This is a genomic window from Burkholderia sp. AU16741, from assembly GCF_002223345.1.
Lineage (GTDB): Bacteria > Pseudomonadota > Gammaproteobacteria > Burkholderiales > Burkholderiaceae > Burkholderia > Burkholderia sola.
Genome location: NZ_NKEZ01000007.1, coordinates 259,373 through 276,938, shown reverse-complemented (window position 1 = coordinate 276,938; position 17,566 = coordinate 259,373). Strand labels below are relative to the sequence as shown.

The window sequence follows — 17,566 nt, the reverse complement described above, 5'->3', positions numbered from 1 at the left end:
TACATCATCCATCAGGAAGCGCCCTCCGTATCGACATATATCGACATTCGCGTTGCTGCGGGTTGAGCCGGAAATCCGAGCAAGCTGCAACTATCGGGTTGCAGAACGGCCTCTTTAGCGTCGTGGCGTACTCGGGTAGCACTCCGGTCGGAATCGGCCGGATTATCGGTGACGGTGGCTGCTTCTTCGAGGTCGTGGATATCGCAGTATTGCCGACACACCAGACGAAGGGTGTAGGCGATCTGATCATGCGAGCACTCATGAACTACATTCACGAGAACGCGCCGCCGACTGCCTATGTCAGTCTGATGGCGGATCACGGGACGCCGAAGTGCTATGAGCGCTATGGCTTCCAGCCGTCGGTACTTGCCGAGAAAGCAGGTATGTTTCCTTGCATTAAATGACGCAGGTCGCGCTGAATCCTTTTTGCGCACTGGACGCAACCATATCTCGCGAAATGCGAGCCGACGGCGGTCAGTCCATTGACTGCTGCCCCGAGCAGTCACTCGGCTCACCTCAATTGCGGATGTTCAGTGAGCTTTCCATGATGCGATCCTTGTATCGCGTCATTCTTTGCGATACTACTTTGCCTTTAGCGTTGTCATGATGATCCGCTTGGCAATTTGGCTTCTTGAAAGAAGCCCGCCGTCGTAAGAGCAATCGCAAAAATACACATCGCTACAGGGATAGCGGCCGCCGAATGCCGACAAACGAAGGGCGGCCCGAGCCGCCCCACAACACCCGATCAGCCCGCGACACCCCGATTCGCCTCAATCACCGTCAACGCAGCCATATTCACGATCCGCCGTACGGTGGCGCTGGAAGTAAGGATGTTCACCGGCGCATTGACGCCCAACAGGAAAGGCCCCACCGCCACATTGCTTCCCGCCTCGGTCTTGAGCAGGTTGTAAGCGATATTCCCTGCATCCACATTCGGACAAACCAGCAAATTCGCCGCCCCCTTCAACGGCGACATCGGCAGCAGCTTCGCCCGCAGCCCTTCATCGAGCGCGCAGTCGCCATGCATCTCGCCATCCGCCTCGATATCCGGCGCCTGCTCGCGCACGATCTCCAGCGCGCGGCGCATCTTCACGCCCGACGCCGCACTCCCCGACCCGAAATTCGACCGCGACAGCAGCGCCACCTTCGGCGTCAGGTTCAGCCATTCCATCTGCCGCGCCGCCGCGATCGTGAATTCCGCGATCTGCTCCGCATCGGGGTTGTCGTTCACGTGCGTATCCACCAGCGCGACCGTCCGCTGATCGAGCAACAGGATGTTCATCGCCGCATAAGTCGACGCACCGGGTTTCTTGCCGATCACTTCATCCACGAACCGCAGATGATTGTGATACTCGCCCACCGTCCCGCAGATCATCCCGTCCGCGTCGCCGAGCTGCACCATCATCGCGCCGATCAGCGTCAGGCGGCGGCGCATTTCCACGCGCGCCATTTCCTTCGAAATACCGTCGCGGCACCGCAGTTCCCAATACTTCGTCCAGTACTGCGGGAAACGCTCGTCATATTCCGGATTGGTCACTTCGACATCCTGACCGAGTCGCAAGCGCAACCCGAACCGCTCGATCCGCGCGAGCAGCACCTCCGGACGCCCGACCAGAATCGGCCGCGCAAGCTTCTCGTCGACGATCACCTGCACCGCACGCAGCACCCGCTCGTCTTCGCCTTCGGTGAACACGATCCGCGCCTTGCCGCCGTCACGCACGAGCTGGCGCGCGGTCGCGAACAGCGGCTTCATGAACGCGCCCGAGTGGTAGACGAATTGCTGCAACTGCTCGACGTACGCATCGAGATTCGCGAGCGGACGCGTCGCCACGCCGCCTTCCATCGCCGCCTTCGCGACGGCCGGCGCGATCCGCACGATCAGGCGCGGGTCGAACGGCTTCGGAATCAGGTATTGCGGGCCGAACGACACGTCGTAAGCACCATAAGCCGCCGCGACGACTTCGTTCTGCTCTTCCTCGGCCAGCCCCGCGATCGCATGCACCGCGGCGATTTCCATCTCGCGCGTGATCGTCGTCGCGCCCACGTCCAGCGCCCCGCGGAAAATGTACGGGAAGCACAGCACGTTGTTGACCTGGTTCGGATAGTCCGAGCGGCCCGTCGCGATCACGACGTCGTCGCGCGTCTCATGCGCCAGTTCCGGGAAGATTTCCGGCGTCGGGTTCGCCAGCGCGAGAATTAGCGGACGCGCCGCCATCTGCTTGAGCATCTCCGCCGTGAGGATGCCGCCGACCGACAATCCCAGGAACACATCCGCGCCGCCGATCACTTCGGCGAGCTTGCGCGCATCGGTTTCCTGCGCGAAGCGCGACTTGGCCGGGTCCATCAGCGCGGTACGGCCGCGATAGACGACGCCTTCGATGTCGGTCACCCACACGTTTTCCACCGGCAGCCCGAGGTCGACCAGCAGGTCCAGGCACGCCAGCGCGGCCGCACCGGCGCCCGACGTCACGACCTTCACTTCCTTGATGGACTTCCCGACGACCTTCAGCCCGTTGATGAACGCGGCGGAAACGGTAATGGCCGTGCCGTGCTGATCGTCGTGGAAGACGGGAATCTTCATGCGTTCGCGCAGCTTCTGCTCGACGGTGAAGCATTCCGGCGCCTTGATGTCCTCGAGGTTGATGCCGCCGAACGTCGGTTCGAGGCCCGCGATGATGTCGATCAGCTTGTCCGGGTCGGTCTCGTTGATCTCGATGTCGAACACGTCGATTCCGGCGAACTTCTTGAACAGGACGGCCTTGCCCTCCATCACCGGCTTCGACGCGAGCGGGCCGATGTTGCCGAGGCCCAGCACGGCGGTACCGTTCGTGATCACGCCCACGAGGTTGCCGCGGCTCGTGAAGCGGTGCGCCTGCAGCGGATCGGCGGCGATCGACTCGCACACGCTCGCCACGCCGGGCGTATAGGCCAGCGCGAGATCGCGCTGGGTCACCAGCGGCTTGCTGGCGACGACCGAGATTTTCCCGGGGGTCGGAAACTCGTGATAGTCGAACGCGGCCTGCTGCTGTGTCTCTGTCTGTTTCATGTTTTGGGTCCCGGCGTGGGCGCCAGGCCAGTCCCGGCGCGATCCATGAAGGTGATTCTAGGGATCCGCCATAACATGATGATTCTGTTTTAATATCGTCCCATCACTTTTTCCTGATGAATGCATGACCAGTCAATGAATTTCGATGCAAACGACGTGGTCAGGCGGCTCGGCGCGCGTCTGAAGATTCGGCATCTGGTGCTGTTGCTGCAGATCCAGCAGCACGGCTCGCTGACGCGCGTCGCCGAGCACATGGCGAGCAGCCAGCCGGCCGTGACGAACGCGCTGTCCGAACTGGAGAGCATGTTCGGCACGCCGCTGTTCGAGCGCTCGTCGCGCGGCATGCGGCCCACCGCGCTCGGCGCGGTCGTGCTCGAACGGGCGAAGGCGATGATCAAGGATCTCGACCACCTCGCCCGCGAGATGGAGGCCGTCGCCGCCGGGCATGCGGCCCATCTGCATATCGGCGTGATTCCGTTCATCTCCGGCCAGATGCTGTCGGCCGCGCTGAAGCGGCTGCAAGCGCGCATGGAGCGGCGCCTGACCGTGACGATTCACGAAGGCACCAGCGATCAGCTGCTGCTGCAACTCCGGGATCACAGCGTCGACATCGTGATCGGGCGCGCGTCGTCGGCGATCGATCTCGGGCAGGTTTCGTTCGAAGTGCTGTACCAGCAGCAGCCGCGCATGATCGCGAGCCGGCGGCTGGCCGCCAAGCTCGCCCGCGCGCCGCTGGACTGGCACAAGCTGCATGCGCTCGACTGGATTCTCGGCGCGCCGCATACGCCGATGCGCGAACAGGTGACCGACCTGTTCCTGTCGGCCGGCATCGCGCCGCCGGTGCCGATCGTCGAAAGCTATTCGTCGAAGCTGATCGGCGAAATGATCGCGTCGAGCGACGAGGCCGTGTCGATCGTGCCGGCCGATATCGCGGAGGAACTGGTGCGGATCGCCGGCGTGGCGATCGTGCCTTATTCGCTGGTGTGGACGCTGCCGCCGATCGCACTGTTCACGCGCTCCGCCGATTCGCAATCGCCCGCGCGCGATCTGCTCGTCGACGCGCTACGCGTGGTGTGCAAGGAGACGTACGGGGACGCGCAGCGATAGCGCGTTACTTGCCGGCGGCAAGGCGACGCAGGATTTCCGCACGCTCAGCGGCCAGCACGTGGTCCGAACCCTCGCCCCTGTCGTAGCGTTTGCTCGTACGGTAGGAAAAGCGCTTCGCGTATTGATTGGCGGCAGGATCGAACACCCATGCGTCGACGTCGAAGAAGTGCTGGCCGAAATGATCCTCGTCCTGGCCCCACACATAGTCGGCCCGGACGAACAGCGGATACGACGACACCTCCGGCACGTTCCACATCGCACGATCGGCCATCTCCGTTTCGGTGACATTCGGCATCAGGTTCTCGATCTTGCCGTTCGCGCCGACACGCAGCACGGCCACGCGCTCCAGCATCCCGCTGCCGCCACCCGAGAACATTCCCGAGAAGAACACCCACGAGCCGCCCGACGCAATCGGCAACCGCTCGGACCGTGGATTAAGGCCGAACTGGTACAGCTCCTTCGACGAATGAGGAAGCGGCGCCGGCGGCATCTCGAAGCACGGCGCACGGTCGGGCAGCACGCAGAGCTTCACGCCGGAGAGCGGAAGCCCGTCGCCGTCGAGCTTGCCTTCCGTCTGAGTGAAGCGCGGGAATGCCGTTTCGCGGGGCGCCGCTTGAACGCTGGCGATGCCGACGACCGCAATGCTTGCGATTGCCGCGAGCGTTTTACCGATCCAGCGCATCACGCCTCCGCCCGATGACACACCGCCTCGATATTGTGTCCATCCGGATCGATGACGAACGCCGCGTAGTAGCTCGCGTGATAATGCGGCCGCAACCCGGGAGCGCCATGGTCTTTGCCGCCGGCCTCCAGCGCCGCGCGATGGAACGCATCGACTTGCTGCCGCGTGTCGGCCACGAATGCGATGTGGAGAGGCGCCGGTTTCTCGTCGGTCGGGAACAGACACAGCGAAGACTTGCTGGGCAGCCCGATCTCGATCCCGTACGACGGCTCGCCTTCCCCGACGATTTCGGCACCCAGCGGTTCGAGTGCCTTCAGGAAAAACGCCTTGCTGGCGGCGTAGTCGCTGACGCCGAATTTGACGTGGTCAAACATGAGCTCACTCCGATGGATGGTCAGTCGGCACGCTGGTGTGATGTCGCGATGACCGCAATGGTGCCATATGCGGTGGTGGTCTGTTACCGGCTCGAACGACCCGGAGCCATCGTTGGGATCAGCGCCAATGGAAGGGCCGCTTTCGAGGCGTTAGCTGCCGTCCTGCGTCGGATGGCCGCTCCGCGTGCGTGGGGCCACTCACTATTCCAGGCTGTTGGCTGCGAGCATCGACTTCGCTATTTGGATGTGAGCGACGAGATCTGCAAATCTCGTTTATTGCTGAGGAACATGTCAGGCGAGCATTCTTTCCAGACATCGGAGGAGCAGTACGATCAGATCACCCGCTACTTCGTTCCGCCCGCATTCGGCGAAGGATTCAACATCATTATCTATGACGAGACAGGAAAGGTCCGTTTCCGGACTGGGTCATGACATTCGAGTGTCCGGCTGAAGGCGAAATGCGATGCCTGCTTCTGGCCGGACGCTGCGCCAATTGTCCGTGCTGCAAACTCGATATATCGCGCGAACCTGCTGAATTCAGCCCCTTCAGCAGCATTCCGCGCGCCAAATGAACCGAGACGCTGCCGCGTTTTACGAGCAGCACGGGTTCGTTGCCATTGCGTACAGCGACGGCAGCAGAAACGAGGAGGGTTATCCCGATGTTTTGTATCGCTTGACGCGATAGCGCGGCCATCCGTTCGCTCGCCTCATCTGCCGTTATCGACCGATACAGGGTCAGCTCAGGTCAGCATCGCAAACACGGGCTGGTTCCTGACGCTCTCACGCTCCAGCATTCTCGCGTACCAGGCTCGAAGCGCTTCGCATTCCTCAGGCACCGGCAGCTTCACGAGCATCGCAAAGATCAGACCACCGATGACGGTGATGTCGGCCATCGAGAACGTCTCGCCCGCAACATACGGTTGCCGTTGCAGAACCGCATCGAAGTAGCGCATGCCCCTCAGCGCCTTGTCGCGCTGACGGAATCCCCACTCCGGGTTTTGATACGTCTCCACGTCGGGCCCCAGGCCCGGCGTGCCGTGATGGAAATAAACGCTGATCGCGTCGAGCAGTTCCAGCTCGGCGCGCTTGCTCATCATGTGGATGATGCCCCTTTCGCGCGGCGTGCTGCCGGTGAGCGTGGGTACGCCATCGAGCGTATCGAGGTACTCGGTAATGGCCGTGCACTCGGCAATGCAGGTTCCATCATCGAGTTCCAGCACCGGCAACGTACCCGAATAATTCTTGCTGGCGAGGAATTCGGGCTTTTTATGCTCGCCCTTGTAAAGATCGACCATCACGAACTGGACGCGCGATTGCAGCCCCTTTTCGGCCAGCGCGATGCGCACGCGTGTCGGATAGGGCCCTGTCGGGAAATCGTGGATCTTCATCATGGGCAGTTGGGCTGGGTCGAAATCGACGTTGCTGGAAGTCATTGCACGGGCGCTCCGTAGTCGGTTGCAAGGGATCGGGCGACGTGAAACACGTCGCCCCGTGAATCTACCTAACGTTTGTTAGGTTAACCATATAAGGTACTATCCAGGGTGTCAACATCCATTTCCTGCGCGCGGAGGCTGAAGCGGTGACGAACGACGCGAGTTCGAATTCGAGAGAGAAAATCCTGGCAGCCGCCACGAGGCTCGCGCAGACGCACGGCTACGGCGGGTTGAACTATCGGGATCTCGCCAACGAGGTGGGCATCAAGGCCGCGAGCATCTACCATCATTTCGACAGCAAGGCCGATCTCGGCGCCGCGGTGGCGAGGCGTTATTGGGAGGATTCAGCGGCGGCGCTGGACGACATGCTGGCCGGATCGCGCGATCCGCTGGACTGCCTGCGCCGCTACCCGGATACCTTCCGCAAGGCGCTCGCGACCGGCAACCGCCTGTGCCTGTGCAGCTTCATGGCGGCAGAAACCGACGATCTGCCGGAAGTCGTGATGAAGGAAGTGCTGGCCTTCGCCGACGTGAATGTCGCGTGGCTCAGCAAGGTCCTGTTCGCAGCGGCAATAGTCGGCGCTCGGGAAAGCAAACCGCGGGCGCGGGCCATCTTCGCCGCCATCGCCGGCGCCCAGCTCATCGCGCGGAGTCGCGGCGATCTCTCGCTCTATGACGCGCTGATCGACAATTATCGGAAAGCGGGGCTTCTGCCGGCGTAGCAGGGTAACGCTGACGCGGCTTCGGATGATGTCGAACGTTCGCGAACGCACGATGTTCAATCGCGCGACCCAGGTTCACGTGGATGCCGTCGCCGAGGTTTGCCGCCGGGGTGCCGCGATCACCCGCCGGCTGAACTGACGGGTTTTTCGTAAAGAGACCAGACGATACCGTCCGTTTTCAACCCAACGCGAACAAAGCCCAGCGACTCGTAGTAAGCGCAAAGCTTCGTGTTTTCAGCGCCGCAGTCGAGTCGAAGCAAACGCCGATTCAAGCGGCTCACCTCATGCGCGCACCAGTCGAGCATGAAGCCGCCGAGCCCGAACCCGTTGAAACCTTGCCGCACACAGAGGCCGTGCACGTAACCTGCGATCGGCTCTTGAGGCCCCCAGTGCCTGTCCTCGTCGAAGTCGAGCGAGAACGTTCCGACCGGCGCGCCCTCCTGTTCGACGACGTACACGGCTTTCTCGCCGACATGGTTTCGCACCCACCGTTCGGAGAAGCCATCGCCTTCCTTGCCCCACACGTAGTCGCCGTGCGCGACCTTCTTGGCATGTGCATCGTTCCGGATCTGTGTCAGCACCGGCACATCGTCTACCGTCGCTCTACGGACACTTTTCAAAACCATCGCTCTTTTCCCGTTATGTTGGCGCTACCATCCCGGCGCACACCGTGACTGACCTGACGCTAGCCACCTGTTTTTCCATTCATATGGCGACCAGAACAATTCTCGTCGATCGCGTTCGATAAGATCTTCGTCGGAAACCTACGCCCTACGGATGAAAAGTCTCGCCCCGCTTCAGCATGTCGATGAATTCCGCGATTTTGCGTGCCCGTGTTTCCGGTTTCTTGGCATTCTGTATCCGGAACAGGATCGCATAGCGGTTACGGCTGTTCAGCGTCGCAAAGAACTTCGCGGCTGTTGGATTGTCGTCCAGAGCCGCCTGCAGGTCATCCGGCACGGTCGAGTTGCTGGCCGACGTATAAGCCGCCTGCCAGCGGCCGTCTTTTTTGGCCTTCTCGATTTCGCGCATGCCGGCCGCGCGCATTCTGCCTGCGGCGATCAGCGCTTCGGCCTTGTCCTTGTTGAGTTTGGACCAGATGCTTTTCGCCGAGCGCGGGGTAAAGCGTTGCAACCAGTATTGCGCGCTGTCGGCCTTCTTTTGACCATCGATCCAGCCGTGGCAGAGGGCACTTTCCACCGCCGCTTCATAGGTGACGGTTCGCTGCCCCGCGCCTTTTTTCGCGAGCCGCAGCCATGCTCCGGTCGACGTGCCGCCGTTCTGCCCCAACCAGCGTTCCCATTCGGCTTGACTGGCAAACGTCAGCGCGCCTTCGGTCATGTCACGATCCTGAATGGTTGCGTCTTCAACGACGCAAAAGCCGCCACTCGACCAACGAGCGGCGGCCACCGAAGCCACCGATTCCGCAAAACCGCTTCAAACGATCCGGTTCAACGCATCGGCAAACCGCTTCACCGCGCCATCGACATCGTGCAGCTTGTCGAGACCGAACAACCCGAGCCGGAACGTCTTGAAATCCTCCGGTTCGTCGCATTGCAACGGCACACCGGCCGCGATCTGCAAACCGACGTCGGCGAACTTCTTCCCGGTGCGAATACCGTCATCGTCGGTATAACCGACCACGACACCCGGCGCCTCGAACCCCTTCGCGGCCACGCTCCTGAACCCCTTCTCCGTCAGCAGCGCGCGAATGCGCTCGCCGAGTTCGAGCTGTTCCGCCTTCACCTTGTCGAAACCGTACGCGTCGGTTTCCTTCATCACGTCGCGCAGCGTCGTGAGGCTGTCCGTGGGCATCGTCGCGTGATATGCGAACCCGCCGCCCTCGTACGCTTCCATGATCTGCAGCCACTTGCGCAGATCGCACGCGAAGCTGGTGCTGGTCGTCGAATCGATGCGTTCGCGCGCGAGCGGGCTGAACATGACCATCGCGCAACACGGCGACGCACTCCAGCCCTTTTGCGGCGCGCTGATCAGGATATCGACGCCGCTTGCCTCCATGTCGACCCACACGGTGCCCGACGCGATGCAATCCAGCACGAACATGCCGCCGACCGCATGCACCGCATCGGCCACCGCGCGCAGGTACTCATCGGGCAGCATGATGCCGGACGCGGTTTCGACGTGCGGCGCGAACACGAAATCGGGTTTGTTGGCGTGGATCGCGGCGACCACTTCGTCGATCGGGGCCGGCGCGTACGCGGCCTGCCTGCCGGCTTCGACCGGGCGAGCCTTCAGCACCGTCGTCTCTGACGGAATGCTGCCCATGTCGAAAATCTGCGACCAGCGGAAGCTGAACCAGCCGTTGCGGATGACGAGGCATTTCTTGTTCGTCGCGAATTGTCGCGCCACGGCTTCCATGCCGAACGTCCCGCTGCCCGGCACGATCGCGACCGACTTCGCGTTGTAGACTTTTTTCAGCGTGGCGGAAATGTCGCGCATGACGCCCTGAAAGCGCTGCGACATATGGTTGACCGAGCGATCGGTGTACACCACCGAATATTCGAGGAGCCCCTCGCGGTCAACATCGGGAAGTAAACCTGGCATGCTCGCCTCCGGCGAAAGATGAACGTTGGAATCAGGACAAGCAGCGTCTTCGATTCGATACTGCCCTGCACCATGCAACTGCGTCATTTCCTCGACGAAAGCAGATTCTAGCGAACGCCGCCGGCCGATTGGCGCATATTTTTTCCCGCTGCCGGGCACGGTATTCGCCGACGCCGGCGCATGCCGCGCACATCGCCCTGTTCGGTGTAAGGGTTAACGACGCATGCGGCGACAGCCGCCTAACATGACGACCAGCCCCCTCACGACGGAATTCACGATGACCTCCTCTCCCGCATCGTCACTGCAGTCGTCAATCGATCCCGCGCTCGCCGCGCGCATCGACGCGGTCCTGTCCCGCCAGCTCGATACGCAACGCCTCGTCGGCGCGGTCGTCCTGGTCGCCCGCGACGGCAAGCTCGTCTATCGCCGCGCAGCCGGGTTCGCGGACCGCGAGTCGCGTACGCCGATGCGCGAGGACACGCAGTTCCGGCTCGCGTCGGTCACGAAGCCGATCGTGTCGGCGGCCGCGATGGCGCTCGTCGCGCAACGCAAGCTGTCGCTCGACGAAGACGTCACGCGCTGGCTGCCCGAATTCCGTCCGGCGCTGCCCGACGGCCGCGTGCCGACGATCACGGTGCGCCAGTTGCTCGTGCATACCGCCGGCCTCGACTATCGCTTCAACGAAACCGACGCGAACGGCCCCTATGCGCGTGCGGGCGTGTCCGACGGGCTCGACGGCGCCTCGATCACGCTCGCCGACAACCTGCGCCGGATCGCGAGCGTGCCGCTGCTGTTCGCACCGGGCACGAGCTGGAACTATTCGCTGTCGATCGACGTCATCGGTGCGCTGATCGAGGCTGTGTGCGGCGTGCCGCTCGCCGACGCGATCGATGCGCTCGTGCTGCGCCCGCTCGGCGCACGCGACACGGGCTTCGTCGCACGCGATCCCGCGCGGCTCGCCACGCCGTACGTGAACGACACGCCGCAGCCGCATCGGCTCGCGGAGAACGAGACGGTACCCATCGAAGAAGGCTTCGTCGGCGTCACGTACTCGCCGTCGCGCGCGCTGAATCCACAAGCGTTCCCGTCGGGCGGCGCCGGAATGGTCGGCACCGCGGGCGACGTGCTGACGGTGCTGGAGACGCTGCGCGCGGGCGGCGGCGCGATCCTGCCGGCCGAGCTGGTCGACGAGATGGGACGCGTGCAGACCGGCGATTCCGAATTGCCGGATCTGCCGGGCGCGGGCTTCGGGATCGGCTTCTCGGTGCTGCGCGACCCGCAGGCGGCCGCGTCGCCCGAATCCGTCGGCACCTGGCGCTGGGGCGGCGTCTACGGCCATTCGTGGTTCGTCGACCGCGCACGCGGGCTCACCGTCGTGTCGCTGTCGAACACGCTCTACGAAGGGATGAACGGGCAGTACACGCTCGATCTGCGCGATGCCGTCTACGGCGTCGGCTAACGCGTGCACACGAAAAAAAGCCCGACAACGTCGGGCCAACGGGTTTGAGACACAAGGAGAATCCCGCCCACCCCATACCGGGCGGTCACGCCGCACTACACGACGTTCTTTTCGACGATCGGCCGGTTTTCCAGCACACGCGCCCAGCCGAGCGACGACAGGTCGAGCGTGTCGTAACGCCCGCCCAGAATGAGTTCGCTGACGCCCCGCCCGGTCGCCGGCCCTTGCTGCAGCCCGTGGCCGCTGTAGCCGTTCGCGAACACGACGTTGTCGAGTTCGGGGTGGTAGCCGATGATCGCGTTATGATCGAACACGTTGTATTCGTAGTAACCGGACCAGCAATTCTCGACGCGCAGCGCCTCGAATTCCGGCACGCGGTGCGCGAGCGTCGGCCAGATCACGTCGTCGAACAGGTCGTGGTCGACTTCGTCGAGCGGCAGGTCGTCCGGGTCGCGATCGGGGCTCGGCGACGTGCCGCAGATATACGTGCGCCCTTCCGGCCGGAAATACACGCCGGTCGGATCGATCAGCAGCGGGCAATCGGCGAGCCTCGCCGGCGACGAGACGTTGAAGATGCTGCGCCGCCGCGCATGCACGGGAATGTCGATACCCATCATCGACGACAGCGTGCGCGTCCATGCACCGGCCGCATTGACGAGCGTGTCGCACGCATGGCGCTCGCCGTCGCCCGTCACGACATGCGTGATCCTGCGGCCGTCGCGCACCACGTCCTTCACGTCGGCCGGCACGTAGCGCGCGCCGAGCGCCTGCGCCTTCTTGCGCAGCGCCTGCACGAGCCCGTAGCCGTCGAACCACCCTTCGCCGCTCGCGCCATACGCACCCGACACGAGATCGTCGACGTTCAGCCACGGAAACTTCGCGCGCAGCGCGTCGCGGTCCAGCAGCCGGATATCGGCGCCGAGGCGCGTCTGCAGCGCATGGTTCTCGCGCAGCGTCGCGTCGCCGGCCGGCGTCGCGAGAAACAGGTAGCCGCCTTCGTGCAGATCGATCGACGGCCGGTTGCCGTCCACTTCGAGCCGTTCGCCGATCGTGCGCAGGAACTCGATGCCGAACAGCGACATCTCGATCGACAGCGGCGTGGAGAACTGCTGGCGAATCGACGCGGCCGACAGCGCCGACGACGATTTGGCATAGGTGGGATCGCGCTCGATGACGGTCACGGCGACCGTGGGGTCGGTGGCGCGCAGGAAATAAGCGATCGAGCTGCCGATCACACCACCGCCGACGATGACGACTTGAGAACTCACGACTGACTCCGGTTGCACGTAAAAGGCGCAGGGCCTGTGGGTGATGCGTGCCGCGCCCCGCGCGGCGTCGCGCGGGCACACTTCGCGGGCGATCGCTTCGGCTATTTCAGCACGTCCGGCATCGCCGCGAAAGTCCGCGCGCCTGTTGCGTTCAGTCCGCCGATTTCGTCGTGACGGGCTGCCACGCGGCGTTCTTCACTTCATACAGCGTCGAACTCGGGTTCTTCAGGTCGCCCGTGTTCGTGAACGCGATCGTGCCCGTGATGCCGTCGTAGCGCGTGCCCTTCAGCGCGCCGTTGAAATCGGCCGGCTTCGTCGAGTTCGCCTTCTGCATCGCGTTGATCGCGATCCACGTCGCGTCGTATGCGAACGGCGCGTACGCGAGCATGTCGACGCCGTACTTCTGCTTGAATTTCGTTTCGAACTGCTTGCCCTTCGCGAGACGCGACAGCGGCTGCCCGTATTCCCACACCGATGCGCCTTCGGCCGCATTGCCGGCGAGCCTGATGAAGTTCGCGTTCATCACGCCGCCGCCCGCGAGGAACTGCGCGCGGATGCCGAGCTGGCGCATGCGCTTCACGAGCATCGCGGCCTGTGCGTCGAGGCCCCCGAAGAACACGAGATCGGCGTGGGTGCTCTTGATCTTCGTGAGTTGCGCGCTGAAGTCGACGGCCTTGTCGTTCGTGAATTCGCGCGCGACGATCGTGCCGCCGTTCGCCTTCACGGCCTTCTCGAATTCGTCGGCTTCGCCCTGGCCGAACGCGGTGCGATCGTCGAGGATCGCGATGCGTTTCGCCTTCGTCACGCTCGCCGCATACGTCCCGGCATTGCCGGCGTTCTGCGTGTCGGTCGCGATCACGCGGTACACGGTGCCGAGGCCGGCGCGCGTGATGTCGGGATTGGTCGCCGACGGCGTGATCATCGGAATGCCGGCCTTCGCGTAGATCTTCGACGCGGGCAGCGTCGTGCCCGAATTGAAGTGGCCGATCACGACGGCCACCTGCGCGTCGGCGAGCTGCTGCGCGGCCTGCACGCCGGTGCGCGGATCGCTCTGGTCGTCCTGCGACGCGATCACGAATTTCACCGGCTTGCCGCCGACGGTCGTCCGCGCGGCATTCGCTTCGTCCACCGCCATGCGCACGCCGTTCTCGATGTCCTTGCCGTACGCGGCGCCGCCGCCCGTCAGCGGGCCGGCCACGCCGACCTTGACGATCGTCTCCTGTGCATGGGCCGCGCCCGGCTGAAACGCGAGAAGGACGGCGGTCAGTGCAGCGCCGGAAAGCGAACGAATGCGGAACGTCATGGCAGTCCTTCTCGTGAGGGTCGGGATGCAACGCGCGATCGGCGCGCGTCGGCAACCTCCTGCGCGCCGGCGATTCCTTGCGCGGCCGACGCGCAATGCGCGCGACCGGTTCGCCGATCACCGCGATTCCGTCTCCGAAGAACCTTTCATCGCGAAAGAGGTGAATGGATTGTGGGTAGCCAATACCCGTGCAGCAAACGAAATATCGGAACTATGTTGTGAGGATTTTTCATCAAGTTCCGCGGTCATGGCCGATCCGCGGCCCGTACGACGGCGGGCCGTGAATGGAGGGTCTTGCGGGAAATGGCGGCCGCGCCGCCCGATCAAGGCCGGCCAGGGTCATGCCGGCAACGCATCATCGTCGCAATGCCGTCCGGCCGGCCTTCGCGACACCCACGGCGGGCGCCCGCGTCGTCGATCAGTGCCGATCGGTATCCGTCTGGTTGCGCACCGCATCGGCCGCCTCGCCGGCCTTTTCCTGCAGCTTGCCGGCCCGCTGTTCAGCCAGGCCTTCCGCTTCGGTCTCGCGGTCGCCCGTCACCTTGCCGATTGCTTCCTTGACCGAACCCTTGACCTGCTTGAGCTTGCCTTCGACGCGATTCTTGTCCATGGTCATCTCCTGCGATGGTTTGAGGGAGAGCCGGCGATGCGGCGCCCTCCGTCGCACCGCCGAGTGGACAGGATCGCAAGCGGGCGCCGCGCGCGGTAGATGCGGATGCACCAATCGGCATGGTGCATTCGTACCCGCCGCGGTCAGTCCTTGTCCTTCCCGCCGCCCTTGTCGCCGCGCGCGCCGTTCGTTTCGGTCGCGCCGACGATCCCGCGCTCGCGCGCCCAGACGATCGCCTCGGCGCGGCTGTGCACGTCGAGCTTCGCGTAGATCGTCGCGACGTGATTGCGCACGGTGTTCGGCGCCAGCCCGAGGCGACCGGCGATCTCCTTGTCGGCGAGGCCATGGCACAGCAGGTCGAACACGTCGCGCTCGCGCGCGGTCAGGTCGGACAACTGCGCGCCCGCATCCGGCGCATTCGCGCGCCGCACGTTCGCCAGCTTCTCGATCAGCGTGCGGCTGAACCACGATGCGTCCTGCATCGCGGTCTCGATCGCATAGACGAGCTCCATCTCGGTGCGCTTGCGGTCGCTGATGTCGAGCAGCGCGACGAGCAGGCAGTCGCGCCCGTGAATCGCGACGGGGTCGGCCGACACGACGCAATCGCGGACGTCGCCGTCGCGGGTGCGGATCTGCACGTCCACGTTGCGCACGTGGCCGTCGCGCGAGAGCCGGCCTTCGATGCGCGGCCACGCGCCGCGTTCGGCCCACAGCCCGATCTCGTCCGCGGATTTGCCGAGCAGGTCGGCCGGTACGTGGCCCGTCATCGCCGCAAACGCGTCGTTCACGTCGAGCAGCTCGAAACGGTCGGCCGTGACGATCGCGGTCGCGACCGGCGCCATCCGGAAGGCCGTCGCGAAGCGCTCCTCGCTTTGCATCAGCGCGCGCTCGGCCTGCTTGCGCGGCTCGAGATCCATGAACGTGAACAGCATGCACGCCTCGCCGTTCATGTCGATCGGCTGCCCGGCGACGACCACGGCCTTGGTGCTGCCGTCGGCCAGTTTCAGCACGGCTTCCATCTGCGGGATCGTCGCGCCTTCGCCGAGCCGCTCGATCGCCAGCTCGCGCCGCTCGGCCTGTTCGAGCACGTCGACCTCGTATACCGAGCGGCCGAGCACGTCGTCGCGCGCGTGGCCCGTCATGTCGAGGAAGCCCTGGTTGACCTTCACGTAGCGCAAGTCGTCGAGCCGGCAGATCACGGCCGGCGCCGGGTTCGCGTTGAAGGTGCGTTCGAAGCGCTCCTCGGCGCTCGCCCATTCGGTCGCGTCGTGCAGCACGAGCGCGAGGCAGTCGGGTGCGCCGGCCGCGTTCGTCAGCACCAGGCTGCGGATGCGGTGCACCCAGCTCACCGATTCGTCGGCGGCCGATTCGACTTCGACCGTCACGTCGCTGAACTCCTCGCCGGCGATCACGCGATCCATCGGATAGTGGCCGTCGCGCACCGGATGGTTGTTCCGGTAGCGCAGCCGGAACCGCTCGCGGTATTCGGTGACGTCCGCGCCGAGCGCCTTCAGCTCGGTCACGCCGTGCATCGCGAGCGCGGCCTCGTTCGCCCAGACGATGCGCTGGTCGGGCTCGATCAGGATCACGCCCTCGGTAAGCCCCGCGATGATCTGGTGAAGCTGGCGCCGGTCGGTATGCGACTTGAGCGCCTGTTCGTCTACTGGTTCGTTCATCGGTTCGTTGTCCCTGTCGTCTTACATGAGCGGTCAACCGTGCGCGGCCCGGGCGCCCGTTGCAGCGTGAAGCGCCGGCCCGCGGGTGCGGCGATGATCACGTGCGGCGCAACGGCGCGACAGGCGCGGATGCACTATCTCGAATAGTACATTCGCACGCCGCCCGCGTTTCGTGCGGCGCCCCGCCGAACGGCGCCGCACGGCCTCGACGCCCGTCATGCCGCGTTGCCCGGGCCATGGTGCACGTCGCGTGCCCGCCCGCGCGTTCCATCCCGCGGTGCAAACGCACTAGTCGAACAGGTGAATTTGCGCGATGTCCGCTCGCGTTCGTGTCGGTACGCTGGTACTGCATCGGCGCTCACGCGCTGCTCTTTCCTACCGCAGAGGGAGGACATACCGATGAAATTGCAACAGACACCCGATCCGACGCGGCCTGAACCAGCCCCGGACCGTCCGCCCGAACCGGCGCCGGGGACCGATCCACCGGTGCCGCTGCCGCCCGACGTGCCGCGCCCGGACATGCCGCCGCGCGAACCCGGCTACGACACGCCGATCGCCCGCTAAGCCACGGAAGCGGATGGGAGCGCACGGGAACGATCCGTGCTCCCTCACTGATTGATTCAACCCGCCAATCGAAGGAGAACATCAATGAACAAGACCTCGCACCTTTCGACCCTGCTCGCCGTCAGCGCGGCCTTCCTGCTGTCCGCTGCCCCGCTCACGAACGCGCATGCCCAGGCCTCGTCGACCGACAGCAGCATGGCGAGCGAATCGAATCAACCTGTCACCGACACGTGGATCACGACCAAGGTGAAGGGTGAGCTCGCGACGACCAAGGGTGTGGAAAGCACCGACATCAGCGTGAAGACGGTGGATGGCGTCGTCACGCTCACGGGCGTGCTGCCGACGAAGACCGCCGTGAAGAAAGCCGTCGCCGTGACGCGCGCGATCAAGGGCGTGAAGCACGTCGACGCATCCGGCCTGAAGGCGAAGGCCTGAGCTACCACGCGGCCCACCGCCGCACTTTTCTCCCCTTACACAAGGAGCACACCATGAACGAAGACAAGATCAAGGGCCAGTGGAAGCAGCTCACCGGCAAGCTGAAGGCCAAGTGGGGCAAGCTGACCGACGACGATCTCCAGGTCGCGGAAGGCAATCGCGATTACCTGGCCGGCAAGATCCAGGAGCGTTACGGGATCGCCCGCGACGAAGCCGAGAAGCAATTGAAGGAATTCGACCGCGAGCTGTAACGCGCGGCCCGTTTCACCCCGCCGCGACGCACGCTGCGTCGCGGCCACGAGGAGGATAACGACATGGGCAA

Annotated in this window: 19 protein-coding genes; 8 read left to right on the top strand and 11 right to left on the bottom strand. The window is 64.2% G+C overall.

Going from position 1 to position 17,566, the window contains the following annotated elements; genetic code table 11:
* The first annotated feature begins 62 nt into the window (after window positions 1-62).
* On the top strand, window positions 63-404 hold the full coding sequence (locus CFB89_RS18100; protein ID WP_256979699.1) for a GNAT family N-acetyltransferase: 342 nt from the start codon (window positions 63-65) through the stop codon (window positions 402-404).
* 341 nt (window positions 405-745) lie between these two features.
* Here the strand turns inward: CFB89_RS18100 and CFB89_RS18095 are convergent, their stop codons facing one another.
* Entirely contained in the window at window positions 746-3,046 is a 2,301-nt protein-coding gene (locus tag CFB89_RS18095) for an NADP-dependent malic enzyme (protein ID WP_089469044.1), read from the bottom strand.
* A 135-nt stretch (window positions 3,047-3,181) separates the two neighbouring features.
* On the opposite strand from CFB89_RS18095, the gene CFB89_RS18090 reads away from it, so the two are divergent.
* Window positions 3,182-4,153, top strand: a complete 972-nt coding sequence (locus CFB89_RS18090) for a LysR substrate-binding domain-containing protein (RefSeq protein ID WP_089469043.1) — start codon at window positions 3,182-3,184, stop codon at window positions 4,151-4,153.
* A 4-nt stretch (window positions 4,154-4,157) separates the two neighbouring features.
* On the opposite strand, the gene CFB89_RS18085 is transcribed toward CFB89_RS18090, so the two are convergent.
* Together CFB89_RS18085 and CFB89_RS18080 are read right to left on the bottom strand one after the other, a co-directional pair.
* Window positions 4,158-4,835, bottom strand: a complete 678-nt coding sequence (locus CFB89_RS18085; protein ID WP_089469042.1) for a hypothetical protein — start codon at window positions 4,833-4,835, stop codon at window positions 4,158-4,160.
* On the bottom strand, window positions 4,835-5,209 hold the full coding sequence (locus tag CFB89_RS18080) for a VOC family protein (RefSeq protein WP_089469041.1): 375 nt from the start codon (window positions 5,207-5,209) through the stop codon (window positions 4,835-4,837). Before CFB89_RS18080 ends, CFB89_RS18085 begins: the two co-directional genes overlap by 1 nt.
* A gap of 12 nt (window positions 5,210-5,221) precedes the next feature.
* Between CFB89_RS18080 and CFB89_RS34965 the strand changes: the two genes are divergently transcribed.
* On the top strand, window positions 5,222-5,641 hold the full coding sequence (locus tag CFB89_RS34965) for an AAA family ATPase (protein WP_179233473.1): 420 nt from the start codon (window positions 5,222-5,224) through the stop codon (window positions 5,639-5,641).
* Between the two features lie 308 nt (window positions 5,642-5,949).
* On the opposite strand, the gene CFB89_RS18065 is transcribed toward CFB89_RS34965, so the two are convergent.
* On the bottom strand, window positions 5,950-6,642 hold the full coding sequence (locus CFB89_RS18065) for a glutathione S-transferase (protein WP_089469040.1): 693 nt from the start codon (window positions 6,640-6,642) through the stop codon (window positions 5,950-5,952).
* A 146-nt stretch (window positions 6,643-6,788) separates the two neighbouring features.
* Here CFB89_RS18065 and CFB89_RS18060 point away from each other — a divergent pair, with 146 nt between their 5' ends.
* The gene (locus CFB89_RS18060; protein ID WP_089469039.1) at window positions 6,789-7,364 is read left to right on the top strand and encodes a TetR/AcrR family transcriptional regulator; all 576 of its coding nucleotides are present in this window, start codon (window positions 6,789-6,791) and stop codon (window positions 7,362-7,364) included.
* A 119-nt stretch (window positions 7,365-7,483) separates the two neighbouring features.
* On the opposite strand, the gene CFB89_RS18055 is transcribed toward CFB89_RS18060, so the two are convergent.
* From CFB89_RS18055 to CFB89_RS18045, 3 genes are all read right to left on the bottom strand, one after another.
* A complete protein-coding gene (locus CFB89_RS18055; RefSeq protein ID WP_256979698.1) occupies window positions 7,484-7,945 on the bottom strand; it encodes a GNAT family N-acetyltransferase in 462 nt (153 codons plus the stop codon).
* Between the two features lie 190 nt (window positions 7,946-8,135).
* Entirely contained in the window at window positions 8,136-8,705 is a 570-nt protein-coding gene (locus CFB89_RS18050) for a YdeI family protein (RefSeq protein WP_089469037.1), read from the bottom strand.
* A 96-nt stretch (window positions 8,706-8,801) separates the two neighbouring features.
* A complete protein-coding gene (locus CFB89_RS18045) occupies window positions 8,802-9,929 on the bottom strand; it encodes an aminotransferase class V-fold PLP-dependent enzyme (RefSeq protein ID WP_089469036.1) in 1,128 nt (375 codons plus the stop codon).
* Window positions 9,930-10,206: 277 nt separating this feature from the next.
* Here CFB89_RS18045 and CFB89_RS18040 point away from each other — a divergent pair, with 277 nt between their 5' ends.
* Window positions 10,207-11,388, top strand: coding sequence for a serine hydrolase (locus CFB89_RS18040; RefSeq protein ID WP_089469425.1), 1,182 nt, complete (start codon window positions 10,207-10,209; stop codon window positions 11,386-11,388).
* Window positions 11,389-11,483: 95 nt separating this feature from the next.
* Here the strand turns inward: CFB89_RS18040 and CFB89_RS18035 are convergent, their stop codons facing one another.
* The 4 genes from CFB89_RS18035 to CFB89_RS18020 all read right to left on the bottom strand — a co-directional run bounded on the left by CFB89_RS18035 (window position 11,484) and on the right by CFB89_RS18020 (window position 16,245).
* Window positions 11,484-12,656, bottom strand: coding sequence for an FAD-binding oxidoreductase (locus CFB89_RS18035; protein ID WP_089469035.1), 1,173 nt, complete (start codon window positions 12,654-12,656; stop codon window positions 11,484-11,486).
* A 151-nt stretch (window positions 12,657-12,807) separates the two neighbouring features.
* Complete coding sequence (locus CFB89_RS18030) at window positions 12,808-13,959, bottom strand: branched-chain amino acid ABC transporter substrate-binding protein (RefSeq protein ID WP_089469034.1); 1,152 nt, start codon at window positions 13,957-13,959, stop codon at window positions 12,808-12,810.
* A 418-nt stretch (window positions 13,960-14,377) separates the two neighbouring features.
* Window positions 14,378-14,569 carry a CsbD family protein gene (locus CFB89_RS18025; RefSeq protein WP_089469033.1) on the bottom strand — a complete coding sequence of 64 codons (192 nt, stop codon included), beginning with the start codon at window positions 14,567-14,569 and terminating at the stop codon, window positions 14,378-14,380.
* Window positions 14,570-14,712: 143 nt separating this feature from the next.
* The gene (locus CFB89_RS18020; protein ID WP_089469032.1) at window positions 14,713-16,245 is read right to left on the bottom strand and encodes a helix-turn-helix transcriptional regulator; all 1,533 of its coding nucleotides are present in this window, start codon (window positions 16,243-16,245) and stop codon (window positions 14,713-14,715) included.
* 399 nt (window positions 16,246-16,644) lie between these two features.
* Here CFB89_RS18020 and CFB89_RS34960 point away from each other — a divergent pair, with 399 nt between their 5' ends.
* The 3 genes from CFB89_RS34960 (at window position 16,645) to CFB89_RS18010 (ending at window position 17,495) form a co-directional block, all read left to right on the top strand.
* On the top strand, window positions 16,645-16,809 hold the full coding sequence (locus CFB89_RS34960) for a hypothetical protein (RefSeq protein WP_176730214.1): 165 nt from the start codon (window positions 16,645-16,647) through the stop codon (window positions 16,807-16,809).
* A gap of 84 nt (window positions 16,810-16,893) precedes the next feature.
* On the top strand, window positions 16,894-17,244 hold the full coding sequence (locus tag CFB89_RS18015) for a BON domain-containing protein (protein ID WP_089469031.1): 351 nt from the start codon (window positions 16,894-16,896) through the stop codon (window positions 17,242-17,244).
* Window positions 17,245-17,297: 53 nt separating this feature from the next.
* Window positions 17,298-17,495 carry a CsbD family protein gene (locus CFB89_RS18010; protein ID WP_006479804.1) on the top strand — a complete coding sequence of 66 codons (198 nt, stop codon included), beginning with the start codon at window positions 17,298-17,300 and terminating at the stop codon, window positions 17,493-17,495.
* The last annotated feature ends 71 nt before the right edge of the window (window positions 17,496-17,566 follow it).